Annotated in this window: 16 protein-coding genes; 9 read left to right on the top strand and 7 right to left on the bottom strand. The window is 43.2% G+C overall.

Going from position 1 to position 20,831, the window contains the following annotated elements; translation table 11 throughout:
- The first annotated feature begins 144 nt into the window (after positions 1-144).
- The 6 genes from NDA06_RS13935 to NDA06_RS13910 all read left to right on the top strand — a co-directional run bounded on the left by NDA06_RS13935 (position 145) and on the right by NDA06_RS13910 (position 4,546).
- Positions 145-693 (top strand): type IV pilin-like G/H family protein, encoded by a 549-nt coding sequence (locus NDA06_RS13935; protein ID WP_190411125.1) that lies wholly within the window; start codon positions 145-147, stop codon positions 691-693.
- A 91-nt stretch (positions 694-784) separates the two neighbouring features.
- Complete coding sequence (locus tag NDA06_RS13930; RefSeq protein ID WP_348251750.1) at positions 785-1,468, top strand: type IV pilin-like G/H family protein; 684 nt, start codon at positions 785-787, stop codon at positions 1,466-1,468.
- A 175-nt stretch (positions 1,469-1,643) separates the two neighbouring features.
- Positions 1,644-2,657 carry a type IV pilin-like G/H family protein gene (locus NDA06_RS13925; protein WP_190524626.1) on the top strand — a complete coding sequence of 338 codons (1,014 nt, stop codon included), beginning with the start codon at positions 1,644-1,646 and terminating at the stop codon, positions 2,655-2,657.
- Between the two features lie 73 nt (positions 2,658-2,730).
- Positions 2,731-3,042: a hypothetical protein gene (locus NDA06_RS13920; protein ID WP_190524628.1), complete on the top strand. Its 312-nt coding sequence runs from the start codon at positions 2,731-2,733 to the stop codon at positions 3,040-3,042.
- A 61-nt stretch (positions 3,043-3,103) separates the two neighbouring features.
- Positions 3,104-3,904, top strand: coding sequence for a sterol desaturase family protein (locus NDA06_RS13915; RefSeq protein WP_190986720.1), 801 nt, complete (start codon positions 3,104-3,106; stop codon positions 3,902-3,904).
- 108 nt (positions 3,905-4,012) lie between these two features.
- Complete coding sequence (locus NDA06_RS13910; RefSeq protein ID WP_190986719.1) at positions 4,013-4,546, top strand: rhodanese-like domain-containing protein; 534 nt, start codon at positions 4,013-4,015, stop codon at positions 4,544-4,546.
- Positions 4,547-4,585: 39 nt separating this feature from the next.
- On the opposite strand, the gene NDA06_RS13905 is transcribed toward NDA06_RS13910, so the two are convergent.
- Positions 4,586-5,611 (bottom strand): 1-acyl-sn-glycerol-3-phosphate acyltransferase, encoded by a 1,026-nt coding sequence (locus NDA06_RS13905; protein ID WP_190986718.1) that lies wholly within the window; start codon positions 5,609-5,611, stop codon positions 4,586-4,588.
- On the opposite strand from NDA06_RS13905, the gene NDA06_RS13900 reads away from it, so the two are divergent.
- Complete coding sequence (locus tag NDA06_RS13900) at positions 5,594-6,160, top strand: hypothetical protein (protein ID WP_190986717.1); 567 nt, start codon at positions 5,594-5,596, stop codon at positions 6,158-6,160. The two genes, NDA06_RS13905 and NDA06_RS13900, sit on opposite strands and share 18 nt — an antisense overlap.
- A gap of 181 nt (positions 6,161-6,341) precedes the next feature.
- On the opposite strand, the gene NDA06_RS13895 is transcribed toward NDA06_RS13900, so the two are convergent.
- The 6 genes from NDA06_RS13895 to miaA all read right to left on the bottom strand — a co-directional run bounded on the left by NDA06_RS13895 (position 6,342) and on the right by miaA (position 17,069).
- Positions 6,342-6,929 carry a GDSL-type esterase/lipase family protein gene (locus NDA06_RS13895; RefSeq protein ID WP_190986716.1) on the bottom strand — a complete coding sequence of 196 codons (588 nt, stop codon included), beginning with the start codon at positions 6,927-6,929 and terminating at the stop codon, positions 6,342-6,344.
- 114 nt (positions 6,930-7,043) lie between these two features.
- Positions 7,044-7,697 (bottom strand): hypothetical protein, encoded by a 654-nt coding sequence (locus NDA06_RS13890; protein WP_242047533.1) that lies wholly within the window; start codon positions 7,695-7,697, stop codon positions 7,044-7,046.
- Between the two features lie 46 nt (positions 7,698-7,743).
- Positions 7,744-9,216: a glycolate oxidase subunit GlcD gene (gene glcD / locus NDA06_RS13885; RefSeq protein ID WP_190986715.1), complete on the bottom strand. Its 1,473-nt coding sequence runs from the start codon at positions 9,214-9,216 to the stop codon at positions 7,744-7,746.
- A gap of 8 nt (positions 9,217-9,224) precedes the next feature.
- A complete protein-coding gene (locus NDA06_RS13880) occupies positions 9,225-12,248 on the bottom strand; it encodes a tetratricopeptide repeat protein (protein WP_190986714.1) in 3,024 nt (1,007 codons plus the stop codon).
- A 186-nt stretch (positions 12,249-12,434) separates the two neighbouring features.
- Positions 12,435-15,587, bottom strand: a complete 3,153-nt coding sequence (locus NDA06_RS13875) for a PAS domain S-box protein (RefSeq protein WP_190411115.1) — start codon at positions 15,585-15,587, stop codon at positions 12,435-12,437.
- Positions 15,588-16,142: 555 nt separating this feature from the next.
- Positions 16,143-17,069: a tRNA (adenosine(37)-N6)-dimethylallyltransferase MiaA gene (gene miaA / locus NDA06_RS13870; protein WP_190684718.1), complete on the bottom strand. Its 927-nt coding sequence runs from the start codon at positions 17,067-17,069 to the stop codon at positions 16,143-16,145.
- A 321-nt stretch (positions 17,070-17,390) separates the two neighbouring features.
- Between miaA and gyrB the strand changes: the two genes are divergently transcribed.
- Both gyrB and NDA06_RS13860 read left to right on the top strand, forming a co-directional pair.
- Positions 17,391-19,334 (top strand): DNA topoisomerase (ATP-hydrolyzing) subunit B, encoded by a 1,944-nt coding sequence (gene gyrB / locus NDA06_RS13865; RefSeq protein ID WP_190684632.1) that lies wholly within the window; start codon positions 17,391-17,393, stop codon positions 19,332-19,334.
- Positions 19,335-19,772: 438 nt separating this feature from the next.
- Entirely contained in the window at positions 19,773-20,750 is a 978-nt protein-coding gene (locus tag NDA06_RS13860; RefSeq protein WP_190532520.1) for a type IV pilin-like G/H family protein, read from the top strand.
- The last annotated feature ends 81 nt before the right edge of the window (positions 20,751-20,831 follow it).

The following is a 20,831-nucleotide window of genomic DNA, read 5'->3' as shown; positions in this document are numbered from 1 at the left end:
TGAGTTTCTCGGCTTAAATCTCTAATAAATCTCATAAGTCTCTTGTTTTCTTGACTTTTGTTTTAGCTTATTCTACTTTTTATTATGTGTAATTTATTTTACATAAGCACTTATATTAGGTTTATTTACTTGACAAAAGTGAAGATGATGAGCATCTATTTCCGAGCTAAGTGGTTACACTTTTTATTTAAAAAACATAAAAATGAAGGTATAGCCTTCTACATTGGAATTCTGATTCTTATAATAATTTTTGGTGTTTTGGCAGTTATGGCTTTGCCTATTTTTTTGAATTGTGCCAATACTGCCAATAACAAGAGATCGCAAGGAGAAATCTATATCGTCTCTATAAACAGAGGACAAGAAGCTTACTATTTAGAAAATAATACTTTTGTTGCTTCTCTGCCGAAACTCGGTCTAAGTATTCCAAGTAAAACAAAAGATTATGAATATTCTATTCGTGCAACAAAAACAGCGGTATTTAACTACGCGATCGCTCAAGAAACTGCTTCAAAACCCCTGAAGAGCTATGTTGGGGCTGTATTCATCGTACCGGACAATCATTCCCGAGACTTAACTACAGTAAGGATTCTGTGTCAAGCGAATGCTCCCGGTGCAATCAAGCCTGTAGAGCCAGCTTATCAAAATGGCGAAGTCGCTTGCGGTTCTAACACCACAAAAATCTCCCGTTATTAGTCTTAAGGCTAACTCGGAAGAAAGGTTAGATTATGGATTGGTATCTAAGCCGGCCAAAATCTAAACTTTTCAGGAATTTCTCATCTTGCCAGTGAATACTTATTCAAGCATTTTGGACTTTGCACCTACGCAAAACACAAAAAAATATCCAGGGTTTGTTTACTTAAAAAGATGGAATATGAATATCTATTTTAGAGCTAAGTGGTTACAATATTTGTCAAATAGAAATGAGAACCAGGGTAATGTCTTGATTGCGCTTTTGGTTGTCGTTGTCATTAGCATTGTTGGTATATTGGTAGCTATAGCACTTCCTAGCGCTGTGAGCTGTGGAGGTAAAGCTGGTCAATCAGAAGGGAAACAATATATCGGCTCAATGAATAGAGCACAGCAAGCCTACTATCTAGACAATGGTGCTTTTGTGGCTTCAATTCCGAAACTAGGGTTAGGTGTTCAATCTAAAACAAAAAATTACGAATATTCCGTTCGAGCCATAAAAACGGCAGTCTTCAACTACGCGATCGCTCAAAAATCTGCTTCCAAACCTTTGAAAAGCTATGTTGGGGCTGTCTTCATAGTAACTGCATCTGATGTAGACGAGAAAGCGGCTGAAAATCACGACGAGAAAGCGGCTGAAAATCACGAGAAAGGGTCATCGTTATCAATAGTATGCGAAACAGAGACTCCCAGTAACAAACCTCCCGCCGATCCAACTTACCAAAAGGGTGCCCTCACTTGCGGTTCTAACACCACCGAAATCTATCGTTATTCACCTTAAGGTTAACCCGGAAGAAAATTTAGATTTTGGCTTTGCATCTAACTAAGCAAGCCAAAATCTAAACTTTTCAGGAATCCCTTATTTTCCAAGTGAATATTTCTTAAAGCTTTTTATAGTTTGCACGCACGCAAAGTATAAAAAAGTATCTAGGGTTTATTTATTCAAAGAGGCTGAAATGAGCATCTATTTCCGAGCTAAGTGGTTACAATTTTTATTTAAAAAGCACAAAATTGAAGGTATAGCTTTCTACCTTAGACTTTTGGTTCTTATGGTAATTTTTGGTGTTTTGGCAGTTATAGCTTTACCTATGGTATTTCCTGAAGAGAGGATTTGTGGAGGCAAAGGCAGACTCTATGGGCAAATCTATATCGGCGTAATGAATAAAGCACAGCAATATTACTATCTAGAAAATGGTGCTTTTGTGGATTCAATTCCGAAACTAGGGACAGGTATTAAAACTGAAAACAAAAATTATGAATATTTCGCTCGTGCGACAAAAACAGCAGTTTTTCACTACGCGATCGCTCAAAAAACTGCCTCAGACCCACTGAAGAGCTATGTTGGGGCTGTCTTCATAGTACCTACATCTAAAGTAGGCAAAAAGGCAGCTAAAAATAACAAGGAAACGTTAGCAATAATATGCGTGACAGATACTCCTACTAGCCAAATCCCCGCGGAGCCAACTTACCAAAAGGGTGTCCTCGCTTGTGGTTCTAATACTCAAGCACTTGAAGTACCTGAATTTATGAGAATCGAGGAAGAGAAACGAAGGCGAAGGGACGAAGGAAAACTTAACATTCTCTCAAAGATTAAAGGACAGCAAGCTTTCTATTTAGAAAGTGGTATTTTTTTTGCTCCTACTATGTCGAAATTGGGTATGGGTGTTACAGATATAACAGGCGAAACAACCAATTATGAATATTCTGTTCGCAGAACAAAAACGGAACTCTTTAACTACGCGATCGCTCAGAAAACTGCCTCAGACCCACTGAAGAGCTATGTTGGGGCTGTATTCATAGTACCTACATCTAAGGTAGGCAAAAAGGCAGCTAAGAATAACAAGGAAGTGTTAGCAATAGTATGCGAGACAAATACTCCTACTAGCCAAATCCCCGCCGAGCCAACTTACCAAAAGGGTGTCCTCGCTTGCGGTTCTAATACTCATTCGATACCATATTCGATACCATAGTGCCACACCTAAAAAATATAGCGATTGCTCGAAGTGGCAATTTTCTAAGTCAAGTGATTCACCGAAGGTAATCATGCAGCTTAAGGATAAAGAAGAACAAAATTCAGTCAATATATCCTCACAGTTAAACCTAGCCATTCAAGCTGAAAAAAAGACTGAAAATAAGACAACAAATTCGAGTACTAAATCTCAGCTATTCCTAAATAGACTTAGTCCCGAAATTAAGGTACTCCTTGTCTTACTTGTCTTTTTTGGTCCGGTGGACTTGATAGGTCTGATGAGTCTTGGAGCTTTGTTTGCTCTCAGTATCTCCGACAATTTTGATACGTTGATTTCCGATCCTTGTGGAGAGATGCAATCGGAAGACACTATCCAGCCTCGCTAAATCCTCAAAAGGTATATGGTAGGCAATGCCCACCATAATTGATAAATAATGCCTAAAAATTATGCTTCCTGATGTTGTTAAAGGCTTTTTTTTACTGCTGTTTATATTAGTCCCCATAGAAAAGATATTTTTTTTACACAAACAGAAGATATTTCGTAAAGGATGGGTAACAGATGCAATTCATTATTTTATTGGTTACTTTGTCGGTAGAACAGCAGTATTAGCAATTAGTGGAATATTAATTGGACATTTTCTCAGCAGCTTAATCAATTCAGAAATTCAGATGAAGGTTGCTTCTCAACCTGTATGGTTGCAGTTTCTAGAAGCAATTTTTATCGCTGATACTGGATATTACATTGCCCATAAACTCACTCATAAGGTTCCTTGGCTGTGGAAATTCCATGCAATTCACCATAGCGTAGAAGATATGGACTGGTTGGCAACAGTGCGTCTGCATCCCCTTGACCAAATATTTACAAAAACTTTTCAGATAGTCCCGCTATACATATTAGGCTTTACGAAAGAAACCTTCGCTGTATTTTTTCTTTTTGGTGCTTTTGAAGCCTTCTTTATTCATGCCAATATCAAAATTAGATTTGGATGGCTTCGGTGGATAATTGCCACCCCAGAATTTCATCACTGGCATCACACTGCCGAGCGAAAGTTATATGATAAAAATTTTGCGGCACAGCTTCCAATTTTAGATTTAGTCTTTGGCACCCTCTATATGCCTAGGGGGAAAATGCCGGAGAAGTATGGGATATCCGATCCTGTACCTTCTGGGTATTTTGGACAAATACTCTACCCGTTTTTTAAACGAAAAAAGTTTATGAGCCAAGCTAGAAAAATAGAAAATATATAATAAAAAAAATTATGCTTCAGGATTTTTATTTCTAATTGTGCCTAATGACATCTCGGTATTACGGTTGCTATGGTAGTGAGGTTGAGGTGCGATTCATCGGAAAATTTTATGAAAATACTGACTAAAATAACCAGTCGTTTACGTCCTTTACCTGTAATTTTAGGGGTTGTCGCTGTTAGTGTTGGTGCAATAGGTGCGGCGATCGCGTTCGCAGACATCGATATCCAAGCGATCGCAACTGGCAAATATGCAAACAAAGTGACGGTAGCGCAGTTGCAGCAGGGAAAACTAAAGCCAGTGTTCCTTATTGATGTGCGATCGCCAGAGGAGTACGCTGAAGATCATATTGCCCAAACTCTACTGGTACCTCTGACTCAGATTGAAACGGGTATAGGGATTGAGCGTATTAAGGCATTGGTGAAAAAGAGCGTTCAACCCAATCAACCCGAACCAACGGTAGTGCTATATTGCACCAAAGGAACCCGTTCAACTAAAGCCTACTGGATGTTAGAGGGAACGGGGTTGAAGATGGCAGTCTTATCAGGCGGTATTACTGCATGGCGGAAAGCCGTGCCTGCGGAACAAGATAAAGCGGTCTTATCTCCAATTATTTTACAAGCCAAGAAGTTGAATGCTAACTAACTTCTTATAAAAACTGATTGAATGCAAATCAAACCTAGATTACTTCTTCCTCAGAAGTTGGTTAATTTGACTTTGCAGCTTTTCTTGTAATAGTTGTGCGTGTCGGTAAGCAGCGTTTCGGTCTTGCCGAGTAGAAGTTTTTGGTTCTGGAAGTTGCTCGTCTTCAACAACTTCGGTTGACCAAGTTTGATAGAGAGGCTGAATAAAATAACGCACCCGACTTCGCATTGCCCAAACACCCATAGATGGGAAGAGAATGAAGAAAAACATCAAAAAAGAGACAGGCAAGAAAGGCAAGTAGATGGCTCTTGCAAATTTCTTAAGATTGATTGCCCAAGGATGCAAAGATTCATTGCCGATGCAAGCAACAGGCAGAATCGGAATGTGATAGCGATCGCTTAACTGGATAAAACTTGGATGAAAAGTGTCTAACTGATAACGCCTTTTCCACCCTTTTCCCGGCCCGCGTATGCCCTCCGGAGCGTATAGTAAGATGGTTTTTTGAGCCACCGCCGCTTCAAATTCATCAGCTTCTGCCCTAACGCCACCTAGAACTTGCGACCATCCTGGAGGTAGCCACCAAATCACCCAGGGATGTTCAAACAACGAAACACCGGCCAGCGGTTGCACAACCCATTCCCGTGTCTGGCTTAAGAGCGTTCCTAATCCCAAAATATCCCAAGGGAAACACATTCCCGCATGGTTCATTGATACAATCAATGGCCCAGTTTGAGGCAAATTTTCGAGTTGTTGTAGCTCTCCTTGAAAATAATATTTCACAATCGGAGCCAGCACTTCATCTCGGAAAGCCTGCTGATAATTTGGATCGAACTCCCCTTCTCCCCGGCGGGGTGAACGAAAGCCGAGACGTATCCAACGAATCAGCAACGCCAAATAAAATCCCCCAGGAATGAGAAACAATCCATACTCCAGCCAATTCCAACCATCGGGATCGGCGTGATAGTGTTGCCAGTGGCGGTTGAATAAAATCAGCCAGCCTGGGGGATACCAAAGACAAAACCAATCAAACCAATTCCAACAATAATCGTGAATACGCCCAGCCATGCCATTCTCAATCTCGGCATTCTCGCTAAACCGCAACAATCGCACTTCAATCTCCTAATCGTGTTGGGCGCTATATTACCCGATATTCCAATTTTTGTTTTCTACCTTGTGGCGAAATATATTCAACGCCTACCGGAACGCCAAATCTGGTCAACCGCTTACTATCAACCTTTTTGGCAAAATATTATCCACCTCTTTCATTCAATTCCATTGGCTTTAATTGGGGTAGTGATCGCTCGCTACTACGGGTGGAAACCCCTTGAAATCGTCTTTCTGAGCATGGTGCTGCATTCCCTCGGAGATTTACCTGTCCACAGCGATGATGCACATCGACATTTTTTACCCTTCAGCGATTATCGTTTTATCAGCCCTATCTCCTATTGGGATACTAACAAATACGGCACGATTGTTTCTTTTGTTGAGCGGTTGCTGGTGCTGGTAGCGACCGTTTACGTGTTCGGGATGGTTCACTCCTACATCGGCAAAGGACTACTCATTGCAGTGAACTTGATTTATTGGCTCAGCTATCTCTATTTCTGGGTTTTCTAAGGGATATTGAACTTTTCGCCGTAAAGTTACATCTTGCTCTAGGCTGTTGAAACACAGTTACATCAACAAAACCTGCCAGGAGCAGGTTACAAAACCCTTTATTTTCAGTTGGTTCGCGCTTTCCTAGCTAGAATGCGATCGCCTTTCCATTCGGAGAGCTTGGCGCAAGATGTGAGTTGAGCTATTTTAACCACGATAACCACGCAGACCAACTTTGCACTAAGTGAGCAAATTCCGCATAACCGGCAGCACCAGGGTGAGCGCCGTCATTCGCTGTTGCCTCACCGATCCACACCGATGACGCCTGTAAAGGAGTAAAAACATCTAAATAAGGCACATTGCGATCGCTACATAAACGAGCTAACTGCTCAGACAAACCAGCGATCCTAAAATTTTGCTCAATCTCTGCAACGGGTGGCGATCCCACCATCAAGACTGGAAATATTTGCCTTGCAACTTCAAGAATTGCACAGTAATTTTCTAGGGAATCCGCTAACTTCACACGAGTCTTCCCATTTTCCAGGGTGGTGTCATTGACACCAAACGAGAAAACAATCCTGCCATCATATTCTTTAGGCAAGCGACAAGCAACCTCACCTAGCCAACGGGATCTAATATCCGCGCTGGTTTCCCGCCGTACCCCAAGATTGTAATAAGTAATGTCATAACCTTGCTTTCGTGCTGCTGCACAAATTCTTCCCGTCCAACCAAGACACTCTGGATCGCCAGTTCCGTTTACAAAGGAGTCACCAATAAAGCAAATTCGCATTTTGCCTGAAATCTATTTTTAGTTTTTTCTTTACCTATCTATTCTTCTGAATAGCACCAGCATCGTTGCCTCTAGAAGAACTTCACCGGATCAAACGATCGCTCTTGCAGTTTTTCATAAAATTTCCATTTCTTCTTTAATATTTTTTCTGGCTTGTTGTTCTAACGCAAAAAACATTTTTTCAGTAAAATATATTCGTTCTCGGTTTAAAAAGCTCTGCAATACTTGTTTTCTACCTGTTCCGTATTTTGTGGCAGAGACCCATAAATACTCTTTTCTAATTGCTTGAGCATATATTCTGTATTTAGTAGCCGATGCTCCTAATATAGAAAGGTCTGCATCTAGAAAAATTTTGCTATCAATACCGTCTATATTTTGATGGTATTTGGTTTTTATAATTAAAGAATATACAACCTCTATAGTTGATGAGGGAATGTCTAACCCTTTCAAAATCATCGCTGCATATTCTGCACTTTTTTCCTCATTATCGTTAGCTTTTGGGTTATAAACTGCATCGTGAAACCAAGCCGCAAATTCAATTTCTGCATAATTTTGGGATAGCAATCGCAAATTGTTAAGTGTTTCTAAAACTTGTTCTATATGCTCCAGAGTATGATAATATCTCCCCTGACTAGAGTAAGCGTTGAATAAGTCAAGCAACACTTTTTGACCAATTTCTTGCTCAACCTGAAATGGTTGTAGTAAAGACTCCCATCTAGATTGCAAAGTAAAGCATCTTTCTGTATCTAGATTGTAGCGTGATCGCATATTTCCCCAAAATTCTTAGCGAATCATTTGCTCTTGGTTAATGAAATTAAAATACATCAACTGACTCAAACTGCTTTTGAGACTGAGCGTGTGCAGCTTCGCCACAGGTGCGGGGAGTAGGAAATATTTTACCCGGATTAGCCAAACCTTTGGGATTAAATACTTGGCGCACCCATTGCATTGTTTCTAGATCCGTTTCGGTAAACATTTGCGGCATATAGCATTTTTTATCCGCACCAATCCCGTGTTCCCCAGAAAGGCTTCCGCCTACTTCTACGCAAAGTTTAAGAATTTCTCCCCCTAATTCTTCCACCTGTTCCAATGCCCCAGGAATCGAATTATCATAAAGAATGAGTGGGTGAAGATTCCCGTCTCCAGCATGAAAGACGTTAGCAATACGATAGCCGTATTTTTGGCTCAATGCTTCAATTTCTTGCAGTACAAATCGCATTTGAGTCCGGGGAATTACCCCATCTTGGACATAATAATCAGGACTGAGCTTGCCTGCTGCTGCGAAGGCTGCTTTCCGTCCTTTCCAGAGCTTTAGACGGGTTTCTGGCTCGTTTGCAGTGGTAATGCTACGCGCTCCATTTGTAGTGCAAATTTCTGCAATACGCTGTTTATTTGCCGCCACTTCCACTTCTAAGCCGTCTATTTCGACTAACAAGATAGCGGCAGCATCTCTGGGATAACAACCTGTAGCTACAACATCTTCGACAGCGTTGATGCTGATATTATCCATGATTTCCATACCGCCTGGAATTATCCCAGCGCTGATAATATCTGATACAGCGGCTCCAGCATCTTCGACACTGGTAAAATCTGCTAAAAGAACGCAAATAGATTCCGGGGTCTTAAGAATTCTCAAAGTAATTTCTGTAGCGATACCTAGCGTGCCTTCAGAACCAACAAATAAACCCGTTAAATCGTAACCAGGCATTTCGGGAATTTGTCCTCCCACGTCTACAATAGAGCTATCGGGGAGAACTAGTTTTAAACCTAAAACGTGGTTGGTGGTGACGCCATATTTGAGACAGTGGACACCTCCAGAATTTTCTGCAACGTTACCGCCAATCGAGCATACAATCTGGCTGGAAGGGTCAGGCGCATAGTAAAATCCGGCACCGCTAACGGCTTGCGTTACCCAGTTATTAATTACTCCTGGCTGCACCACAACCCGTTGATTTTCTATGTCAATGCTCAAGATTTTTCGCATCAATGCAGTAACAATTAGCACGCAATCTTCTACAGGCAATGCTCCACCAGAAAGTCCAGTGCCAGCACCGCGTGCAACCCAGGGAATTTGATTTTGGTCGCATATCTTCACTGCCGCTGCGACTTCTTCTGTGGTGCGCGGCAGCACGACAAGGGCAGGTTTTTGTCGGTAGCTAGTTAAACCATCGCACTCGTAGGTTATTAACTCCTCACGACGCTGCACGACGCCGTTTTTCCCGATAACTGCCTCAAATTGCTTAATAATCGGTTGCCAGTTGTGCTGTTGTTTGTCTTGGGTAATCATCGGTAACTCTATGTCTGCGTAAGTCCCTTTTGAACAACCTGTTTATAAAAATCTTCAAGAGCTGCTACACAACTTTTGTCATCATAAAGATAGTCATGGCGAGCCTTGATTCTTTCTGAAACGTCGCGCCGCCAAATCGGGTCTAAACCCAACTTTACAGCAATATCAATATATTCTGTTTCGGTTTGAGCAATTGTGTCTGTCACCTCAAGCCTTTTTAGAAATCCATAAGAGTGACGACCTCGCATAAATTCGCCAGGACAGGTAACAACGGGTAAACTACAAGCGATCGCATCTAGTGTCGTGTTACCGCCAGACCAGCTTAAAGTATCTAGATAAATATCTGAAACTAAATTAAGCATGAGATACTCAGCGCGAGGTAGAACAGGTGAAAAAACACAATAGTCTTTACTGTTCAAACCAACTGCCGAAAAAGCGCGTTCCAAGCGTTCTTGGGGCACACCTGCACGAAGAAACATAAACTGAGCTTGAGGCACGCGACGGGCGATTTCAGCAAAAATATAGTCATGTTGCGGTAAATACTTGTAAGGAGCTTGAGAAGATAGGTAAACTACAGCATCATCCCTTAGCTGAAAATCTGCTCGTGTCTTTGTTAGCGGAGGAATCTCTAATGAAGGATAAGCAACTCCAACATTCGGCAGACGGATCAGAGTTTCAGAGTAATGTGCTTGTGCATTTTCTGGCTCCATTAACTCGCTGGATAAAAAGTAATCAATGGTCGGTAAACCAGTAGTTACTGGGTGTCCCCATACTACGCACTGAGCAGGAGCCAGACGCAAACCGGCAAGTTGCATCGTCGCTGCATCCATACCAATTTCTGGGAAAACAAGTATATGTAGTTTATCGGCAACAATTTGTTCGCATACTGCTTCGAGATTATTAGGAATATGATGAAATGCATCACTATAATTACGAAACAACTCAGTGATATTATCTGGCTGATTCCCTGTGTAGTAACAGTGAAATTCAAAATCTTGCTGATTGCAGTAACGCAGATAACCTAGTGATAAAAATGTTCCACTCCAACCGTGTAAGAATGCTGAGACATAACCAACACGAATTTTTTTGTTCTCCTTAAGCGGAGGCATGGATATAGCTTGAACCCATTGTGGATAGTTGGCTGCCATAATTTGATGGACTAAATTTCCATACTGGCGTTGCAATTCCAAATCGTTATGAGCCTGATACGCTAAAAAAAAGTTTGTTACACAACTAATACCGGCAAGAGCATTCTTTTTATCTTCAGGCTCTTCTAAGAATGTCCCCAGAATTAAACTTTGTATGCCTTGGATAAATCGCTGACGATAAAAGCTAATTTCATTGGCGCTATTATAATTAGTGGGTAATATTAAATTTTTAAAAATTTTAAATACATATTCATTAGGCAGGATTTGAGATGCCTTTTCTGCACTTGATATTGCTTCTTTAATCCGTCCGTTTTCCTGCAATAATTTTATAAAATAAAAATGCAGTTTACCACTTGTTGGGTAAAAGAAGATGCCTTCTTTAAGCGTATTGATAGCTTCTTCTACTCGATTTAGATGTGTAAAGCAATCACTCAGGTTAAAATAAACCTCTGCATCTCCTGTTTGAATTTCTAGCAATTTTTGATATTGCTTAATTGCTGCTTCATACTTCTCTTGCTGGTAAAGTTTGTTAGCAAAATTTAGAAGAGCCTGAGTAGGATTCTTTTGGGCTTCTAATGCCATCGCTAGGTTATTTAATATATCAGGATTATCTGGAATTAGCGTCAGAGCTGTTTTATACACCTCAATTGCTTGCTCAATTTGATTCTGTTCCATTAACAAATTCCCCAAATTGAGGTAGCTACCAAAGTGGCTGGGGTTAGCTGCGATCGCTTGACGGTAGACTGCTTCAGCCTGCTCGCTTTCACCCGCCTGACTGAGGAGATTTCCTAAATTGTTGTAAGCTTCAATTAGTTTTGGTTCAAGAGCGATCGCTTCTGTGTAAGCGGAAATCGCTTGAGGATTTTGATTGATTTTCTCGAAAGCCAACCCAAGGATATAATATGCTTGAGCTACAGATGAATCTATTTTTAGTAAATTAAAAATTGTTTCAACGGACTTTTGATACTGTTCTGCCTCGTAATATAGAATTCCTAAGCTTAGCCACGCTTTAGTATCCCAGTTTTTCGCTCGTATAAAGTCACAATATTTTTTTTCAGCAGCTAAAAACTGTCCTTTTTCATGCAGCGATAAGGCTTCTTGATACAGATTGTCTAACTCCCTTTCGTTTTTTCCAATAAACTGTAATTCATAGATAGCTTGAATAACTGACTTCCGGCGCATCTTACTAAAAGTATTCCAGGAATAGTTGGCTTTTTTATTTGCATCCCAACTGAGTACCTGAATCCCATTCCAAAAAGTGTGATAGCCATCTCCTGGCGTCAGCAACTCCAGCAATAATTCGCACTCTGGGTTAGCAGCCATAAAATCCCAATTAGCTTGGCGCACCGCTTCCCAATTGCTATCATCGATAATAATCAATGCCTTCTCTGCTAGAAACGGTTTGATTAGGAGTAATCCTAATAATTGCGACCGATAGTCGTGAGCACCATCATATAAATAAACCCCGATTTTGTCATCTGGATTAATTTCTCGAAGCTCTAATAAAAATTCTTCAAAGTCTTGATTGCAAAAATAAACTCGATCTTGAATATCAAAACTTGATAAATTATTAATTAATTTATCCAGATTCTCACCGGATTGGTCGAATTCAGAAAAGTTATCTACAGCGTATGCCATTCGTTCTGGATGATCGAGCAGTGCGCCAATTAAAGTAGAACCTTGATAACAGCCAATCTCGCAATATATTTCATCTGGTTCCATGCACTCCACAGCAAAATTGAGCAACTGCATTACGTTGGCAGTAGTCATCCCTTGAACTTGGTCAAGTGCTTGCTGAAACCGCTTTGATTTAGGTACAACCGATTCGCGTCCCCAATTTTCATAAAGGCTGGGCAGTTGCTCAACAAACTTTTGGTAATCCATCGCTAACACCTTGTATGCTTACTTTTAGTTTATCTAAAGAAAAAATTAGGCACAAAGTTTTGGTTCGTTAAAATCTTGAGGAAGATGATAAACAGGGCAAAAGTTAGTGCTAGAAAGGGGAGGGAGTGCCAATCGTGCATACTTGACCTCGTAGCGTGTATTGCATCGACTGCTGGAATCACAGCGCTAACTTAGAAGCTCGTGAATAGATTTCAACAAATCTTCTGCGGTGTAGGGCTTCGACAAAAATCTTTTAACTACGCCACCTGCGATCGCTGGGAGCTTATGGTTGGAAACCAGTCCGCTCACAGCAACAACTTTGACCTGCGGGTTCATTTTTTGTAGGGCGCGGATGGTGGTTGGACCATCCATCGTAGGCATCATCATATCAATTAACACGACATTGATTTCCGCGCGATGCTGGGCATAGAGTGCGATCGCTTCAATCCCATCGTTGGCAGTGAGTACCCGATAGTCATAGGCTTCTAGGGATGTTTTAGTCACTTCTCGAATGGCTGGTTCATCATCAACCACAAGAATCCATTCTCCGTGACCTCTGGGCAGTTCATAACGCTCCGTAGCTTCTGGATCTGTTGTAGTTGTGTTAGTTGCTGGAAAATAAACTTTAAATTGGGTTCCTCTTCCTACTTCGCTATAGACATTGATAAAACCGTCATGACCTTTAATGATTGCCAACACAGTGGACAGACCTAGCCCTGTGCCTTTACCGAGTTCTTTTGTTGTGAAAAATGGTTCAAAAATTCTTTCTAAACTTTCTGGAGGAATACCACTTCCAGTATCCGAGATAGTAATAACGATATAAGGCCCCATTTTGGCCTCAATATTCATCCGGGCATAGTTTTCATCGATGATAAGATTTTCGGCAGAGATACTCAAGACTCCACCATCTGGCATCGCATCGCGGGCATTAACGCAGAGATTCATCAACACCTGATGTACTTGAGTGGCATCTCCAGAGACAGGCCAGAGTTCCATCATTCGTACATCTGTATAGATTTCGATTGATTTAGGAAAGGTCTCTTTGGCAATTTTCTGAATTTCCCCAATTAAGTGCCCTACTTGAAGGGTCATTCGCTCACCTTCAACTCCTCGAGCAAATGACAAGACTTGCTTAATTAGCTCAGCACCGCGTTTAGTATTTGTTTCTAGTAAATCCAAAAGCCGCTGACTGCGCGGATCGGGAATTACCATTTGTAAGATTTGAATGGCGGCAAGAATTGGCGTCAGTACATTGTTTAGATCGTGGGCAATGCCGCCAGCCAGAGTACCGATACTCTCCATCCGTTGGGCGCGGCGGAACTGTGCTTCAAGTTGTTTTTTCTCTGTAATATCGGTGTCTACAGAGAGGATTGATTTGGGGTTGTTTTCATCATCGCGCACCAAACTCCAACGACTGGCAACGACAATTTGTTTGCCTTCTTTGGTGACTTTATACAATTCACCTTGCCATTCACCTTTGTTGTTAACAGTCTTGTGCGCTTCTAGGAGTTGAGGCGAAGGATCGTTGTACAAAATCTCCGAGACATTTTTCCCCAGAACTTCCTCCGCCTTCCAACCGTACAGTAACTCAGCTCCTTTACTCCAAAGTACGATTTTGTCTTTTAGATTTCGCACAAGAATTGCATCTGTTGTTACATCTAGCAAGGCAGCTTGTCTGCGGATTTTTTGTTCTGCCTCCTTTCGCTCGGTGATGTCCCGATCCATGCCGCGATAACCTTGGAATTTTCCATCACAATTCCAAACTGGAACTGCACTAGTTTCTAGGACAACCAGATGACCGTCTTTGTGAACAGTCGTATTCTCAAGACACGTAATGGGTTGTGCAAGGGCAGCCATTTGCCCAAAAATATTAGCAACTCGAAAAGCTTCTTCCGGAGGCATGAGATCGAAGGGAGTTTTGCCCAGAACTTCTTCTGGTTCATAACCCAAAATGTCGCGGAGCTTCGGACTGACATACGTGTAAACAACGTTTTCATCCACCTCCCAGACCCAATCGCTAGTGGTTTCGACTAAATTGCGAAACCGCTCTTCGCTTTGACGCCATGCCTCCTCGTTAGCTTTGCGCTCGGTAATGTCGCGGGCGATCGCATACATCAAGCCTTCTTCAACGACTGGAGAGGCTGTCCAGGATAGCCATTTATACGAACCATCCTGACAGATGTAGCGGTTCTCAAAGTCGATGGTTGGTTCGCCCGTGGCAAGTTTCTGGAATTCGTCACGGGTTTTTCCTTGGTCTTCAGGATGAACAAAGTTAAACAGTAGCGTACAGCAAAGTTCTTCTTGAGAAAGCCCAAGTGTTTTCTCAAAAGCTGGGTTTACGCGCTTAAAATAGCCATCCAAACTAGCAATACACAGCATATCCAACGAGAGGGTGAATAAGCGATCGCGCTCTTCCTCTGCCCGCTTACGAGCGGAGATGTCCGTTTGCAAGCCTACGAAGTAGAGTAAGTTCCCCTCATCTGAAAATACTGGCGAAATTCTTAATTCATTCCAGAATGGCTGACCATCTTTTCGATAGTTCAGCAGCGTCGTTTGAATCTCTTTTTGTTCGGCGATCGCTTGGCGAATTTGAGCGATCGCTTGCGGATCTGTGCCAGAACCTTTCAGAAAACGGCAGTTGCGACCCATAATTTCTTCTGGCTTATACCCAGAGATCCGCGAAAAAGCTGGGTTTGCGTAAACGATCGGGTTGTCTGGCTGGTTCGGATCGGTAATAATCACTCCCTCAGAAGCTGAAGTAATCGCCCGTGCCAGGTGCCGGTTCTCGGTAGCAGCTCGCTGTAGCGCCTCCTCGGCTCGTTCGCGTGCAGCGATGCTGCGTTCCTTTTCAGCTAAATTGCGCCGTAGCTCTAGTTGGCTAATTACCTGGCGGCTTAAAGCTTTAAGTGCCTCTACTTGTTCTGGACTGAGGTTTCGCGGTACATAATCAACAACACAGATCGTCCCGATTATCTGTCCCTCAGGCGTTATCAGCGGTGCGCCCGCATAAAATCGGACGCTGGGGCAAGCAATGACGACCGGATTAGTGGCAAACTTCTTATCAGCCAATGTATCAGGAATCATTAAAATTTCGTGTTGCTCAAGTAGGGGGCAGAACCCGCTATCACGGGGGAATTCTGATACTTCTAAACCCACCTTTGACTTAAACCACTGACGGTTTTTATCCAAAAAATTTATTAACGCAATCGGGGTTCCACAAACGTGCGCCGCTAAATGGGCAAGATCGTCGAATGCCTCTTCGGGTTCTGTATCAAGAATCCGATATCGGCGCAGAGCTTCTAGCCTCGCCGCTTCCTTACTAGACTCTAAAATTTTCATCAGTACTTATTCCTACTTGGACCGGATTTCGGTAGCCATCATCTGAAAATGCTTGTTCTGCCTTGTCGCGCTAAATGTCTCAATGCTGAAAAAGCAGGAGAAAGTCTCAGCGATCAACTTTTCCGTCCGATAACCCTAGCTAGATTGTTCCCTGGCACTTCAATGGACTAACACTTCCAGGAAAATCTACATGAAAATCGCTAAATTCTACACATTTTCGCTCAAACTAAAGGTCTCCAGCCTTTTACCGCAGTGCCGGAAATGCGATCGCAACTGCTAAGGGTTATTTGTACCCGTAGGAATTAAAAAAGGCGGTTTTGCTGTTTTCATAGTCTATTAAATGGTTTTCCTATTCATATATAAATTCTATAAAATCTCTCTAAAGGTTGATGGCGGTTTAATATAGCAGAAAAGTTTATCATTGCATTTCCTGGGTAATCTGCTATACACGAATCCTTCAACTCCTTGTAGCAGAAAGCAAAGAAATCACTTCCATACAACTCGAAAATGTACGAAGTTAAGTTTAGTTACAAGAGTATAAAATTGGACAGGAAGTTAGCATCTAGCTTGAGGAGGCACATCCTGACAACTTGCGGCAATGAACTCTAGCACTCGTTGCCACACGCGCTCCAATAAATCGGGTTGATTTGCCTCAAACCACTCAATTTGGGGATAAGCACGAAACCAAGTGCGTTGTCGCTTGGCAAATTGACGAGTGTGCAAAACGGTTAACTCTTTGGCGTCCGATAGAGAAATCTCTCCAGCTAAATATTGCTTCATTTCCCTATAACCTAGCGTATCCAACAGCGGCAGATCGCAACCGTATTTCTCACAGAGAGTTTTTACCTCCGCTTCCCACCCTGCTGCTAACATCTGTTCGGTTCGCTGTTCAATGCGTTGCGTAAGGTGGCTAGAGTCCGGGCAATCTAAGCCAATTTGGAGAATAGGATAATCGGGTGGATTCTCTCCTTGCTGCTCTGAAATAGGGCGACCCGTCACATAAAAGACTTCTAAAGCTCGCAATGTCCGCACGGGATCGTTAGGATGAATTTTCTGAGCGGCAACGGGATCGACTTGTTGTAGAAAAGCGTAAAGTTGGATTTGACCGAGAGATTGCAGTTGCGATCGCAATTCTTCTTGGGGCGCTACTCTAGGAATTTTTAACCCCTGCACAATAGAACGGATGTATAAACCCGTTCCTCCCACCAGTAAAGGCGGAGTTTCCTTGCCCAAAGCAGCAATTAAAGCTTGCGTCTGCTGCTGGTAATCTGCCACCGTCAAAGTTTCTGTGGGATCGCAGATATCAATTAAGTAGTGCGGTACCAACTTGCGCTCAGCATCTGTTGGCTTAGCTGTGCCGATATCAAATTCGCGGTACACTTGACGCGAATCAGCGCTAAGAATTACAGAACCCAAGCGCTGTGCTAATGCTAATGCCAGCCCTGATTTTCCCGTCGCGGTAGCACCACAAATAACAATCAGCGCTGAGGGCTGAGGACTGAGGACTGAGGGCTGAGGACTGAGGGCTGAGGACTGAGGGCTGAGGACTGAGGACTGAGTGAAGAGGGCTGAGCGAACAGGTAATTTTCCGCTACTCCCTATGTCTGTTTCTCTCGCCTCCCGTTCCCTTGTGCCACCGTGCTTTCCTACTTTGTTACCTTTCACTGGGTACAGCCCCTAAACAAATATCTCTTGAAATTGCCCTACGGTCGCCCCGAAACCTTTTGTGTTATAATTTTGGAGTGTTTTTACATTTTTGAAGTCCCGGTGGGCTTCCAAGCCATTATTGGAGAATCCTTATTCATGACGAGCAGTTACAGTGCCGATCAGATTCAAGTTCTAGAAGGTCTTGAACCAGTCCGGAAAAGACCGGGGATGTACATCGGTTCGACTGGCCCTAGGGGACTCCACCATCTAGTTTACGAGGTGGTGGACAACTCTATTGATGAGGCTCTGGCTGGCTATTGCACCCATGTGGAGATAGACATAAACGCCGATGGTTCGGTGACGGTGACAGACGATGGGCGAGGGATTCCCACAGATACTCATCCCACTACAGGCAAATCAGCTTTGGAAACGGTAATGACGGTGCTGCACGCCGGAGGGAAGTTTGGCGGCGGCGGTTACAAGGTTTCTGGTGGTTTGCACGGTGTCGGGATCTCCGTAGTCAATGCCTTGTCTGAGTGGGTAGAAGTAACCGTTTGGCGGGAGAAGCGGGAGCATATCATGCGCTTTGAGCGGGGTATTCCTGTCACCGAACTCAAGGCAACGCCAATTAAAGAAGCGAGGACAGGCACCTCGATTAGTTTCAAGCCAGATTTACAGATTTTTGTGACGACTGGCATTGAGTTTGATTACACCACCTTGGCAAGTCGTTTGCGGGAACTGGCTTACTTAAATGCGGGTGTCAAAATTACGTTTACTGACAACCGCCTGGAATTAATTAAGGGTGGAGAGCCAAGAGTAGAAACCTATTGTTATGAAGGAGGTATTAAAGAGTATATCGCCTATATGAATAGCGATAAACAGGCTCTCCACGAAGAAATTATCTATGTATCCGGCGAACGCAACAATGTACAAGTAGAGGTGGCGTTGCAGTGGTGCGTCGATGCCTATACAGATACTCTGCTGGGGTTCGCAAATAATATTCGTACAGTTGACGGCGGTACTCACCTGGAAGGGTTGAAGGCGGTGCTGACGCGGACGCTGAATACGATCGCTCGCAAGCGCAATAAAATCAAAGAAAATGAACCGAACCTCGGCGGAGAGAATGTCCGCGAAGGTTTAACGGGGGTTATCTCCGTCAAAGTACCCGATCCGGAATTTGAAGGACAAACTAAAACCAAACTCGGTAACACCGAAGTCCGAGGAATTGTTGATTCCCTAGTTGGCGAAGTTCTCACAGAATATTTAGAGTTCCGCCCAAACGTTGCCGATTCGATTCTGGAGAAAGCAATTCAAGCTTTCAAAGCCGCCGAGGCAGCGCGTCACGCACGAGAGTTAGTGCGCCGCAAATCGGTTTTGGAATCTTCTCCTTTACCGGGTAAATTAGCCGATTGCAGTACGCGAGATCCCTCGGAATCTGAGATTTATATCGTGGAAGGCGACTCAGCCGGAGGAAGTGCCAAACAAGGACGCGACAGACGCAACCAAGCCATCCTCCCATTGCGCGGTAAAATTCTCAACATTGAGAAAACCGACGATGCCAAAATCTATAAAAACACGGAGATCCAGGCGCTAATCACCGCACTGGGATTGGGTGTTAAGGGTGAGGAGTTCGATGCTTCTCAGCTGCGCTATCACTGCATCGTGATTATGACTGACGCCGATGTAGATGGGGCGCACATTCGGACGCTGTTATTAACGTTCTTCTATCGCTATCAACGGGCGCTAATCGAGCAGGGTTACATCTATATCGCTTGTCCTCCACTCTATAAGGTAGAACGCGGACGCAATCATTACTATTGCTATAGCGATCGCGAAATGGCAAACCTGATTCAGCATGAGTTTCCCGCTAATGCCAACTACACCATCCAGCGATTCAAAGGTTTGGGTGAAATGATGCCGCAACAGTTGTGGGATACTACCATGAACCCGGAAACTCGCACTCTCAAACGGGTGGAAATTGAAGATGCGGCGGAAGCCGATCGCATCTTTACCGTTCTAATGGGCGATCGCGTTGCACCCCGCCGCGAATTTATCGAAACCTATGGCCCTCGTCTCAATCTCAACGATCTAGATATTTAGATTCTCCGGTTGAAATGATTGAATACCCCAAAATTGGGCAACTAATGTAAAAATGATTAGTACATAAGGTTGCCTTGTTACAAAAGTATGGTTAATTAAGAACTTAACCATACTTTTGTCTTTTAAAGCCCCTGCGCTAGATTTCCCATCAACACTGCACCAAAAGAACGCGATCGCTATTTTTTCTGTGACATCGAAGCCTGTAAAAGGCTATATAGCGGCTCTAAATGATTCATGAAGAACAGAACCCCGACTTCTCTAAAAATCGGGATATGAAGAACCAGCTCATCACTCAATTAGAATTGCTATAGCTTGGCTATGTTATAACTTGAAGGAAACTATATTTGCAATTTCATGTCTTACTAATTTAATCTCCGACATTTCACGGGAAAATCATCAAAATTTGGATAAAAAATATCAAGCAAACACCAAAAAATAATGAATCACTTTATCATCAACTTTGCCAAACTAGTGAAACTCCCAGTTAACAACAAGTTGATTGTATCCAGCTTATTAATCGCAATCAACGGCATCCTGGTGACAGGTATCCTAGGGACATCGGCAAATACCCCAGCCAAACCCGCACCCGCAGCGACTCCAACCAAAACCACACCAGCAACGACCGCCACCCAGCAATTTGTAGGGCAATGGCAAGCCGAAGATCCGCAAACCGGGGAGTTGGTCACATTTATATTTGCGCCAGAGGGAAAATTATTCATTGTATTTCCAACGTCTGATGGACCTCCGGTTGCCGTCGGAATTAAGTACAAGGTTAATTCCCAGGCTAAACCGGGACAACTTGACCTGGTTTTTAGCAAAAAAGAGAGCATCCTGAGCATTTTTGAATTTATCGATCGCGGTAAACTACGTCTGGAATTAGAGGGACGGCAAGCTGGACAACCCAGACCCAATGCTTTTACTGCCAAGGCAACGATATTTGAGAAAATTTCCGATAGCGCGATATTACCCAAAGACGCCAAAGTAATTGAGCTGGAAAATGCACAGAGTCAAGTGCCCGAAGATTCGCAGCTTCCAAAACCGCAAACGGAAGCCAAACTGTATATCGCGATGGTAAACAAAGCGCAACAGGCTTATTATCAGCAAAAAGGCAAATTTGCCACAAACACTGAAGATTTAGGTTTAGGCGGCGAGCCAGCCAGCGTGTATTACAACTATCGGTTGGTATCACCCGGAAAGGACGCCCAAAGCGTGATGATCGCCGCCCAAGCCAAGAATGCTGAAATTCATAGCTACACAGGTGCGGTATTTGCCACCAAAAAGAACGGTGAAGCCACCACCCTCGTAGCGGTTTGCGAAACCCAGCGCCCCTCAACCTCGGCTCCAGCGATGCCGAAACCGCCGCAGAGTGGCTCATCAGCAGTTCAATGTCCATCGGGTTCGCGTCTGTTACAGTAATCGGCTGCCGTCGCTATCAACAACCCGATTGATTCTCTCGCGATCGCATAGATTGTTAAAATCCAGTTAAATTTTTCGCCT

The sequence above is a fragment of the Trichocoleus sp. ST-U1 genome, from assembly GCF_039961835.1.
In the GTDB taxonomy this organism is placed as follows: Bacteria; Cyanobacteriota; Cyanobacteriia; order Cyanobacteriales; family FACHB-T130; genus FACHB-T130.
The sequence above is the reverse complement of the archived record's forward strand: the minus strand, read 5'-3'. Positions and strand labels throughout refer to the sequence as shown.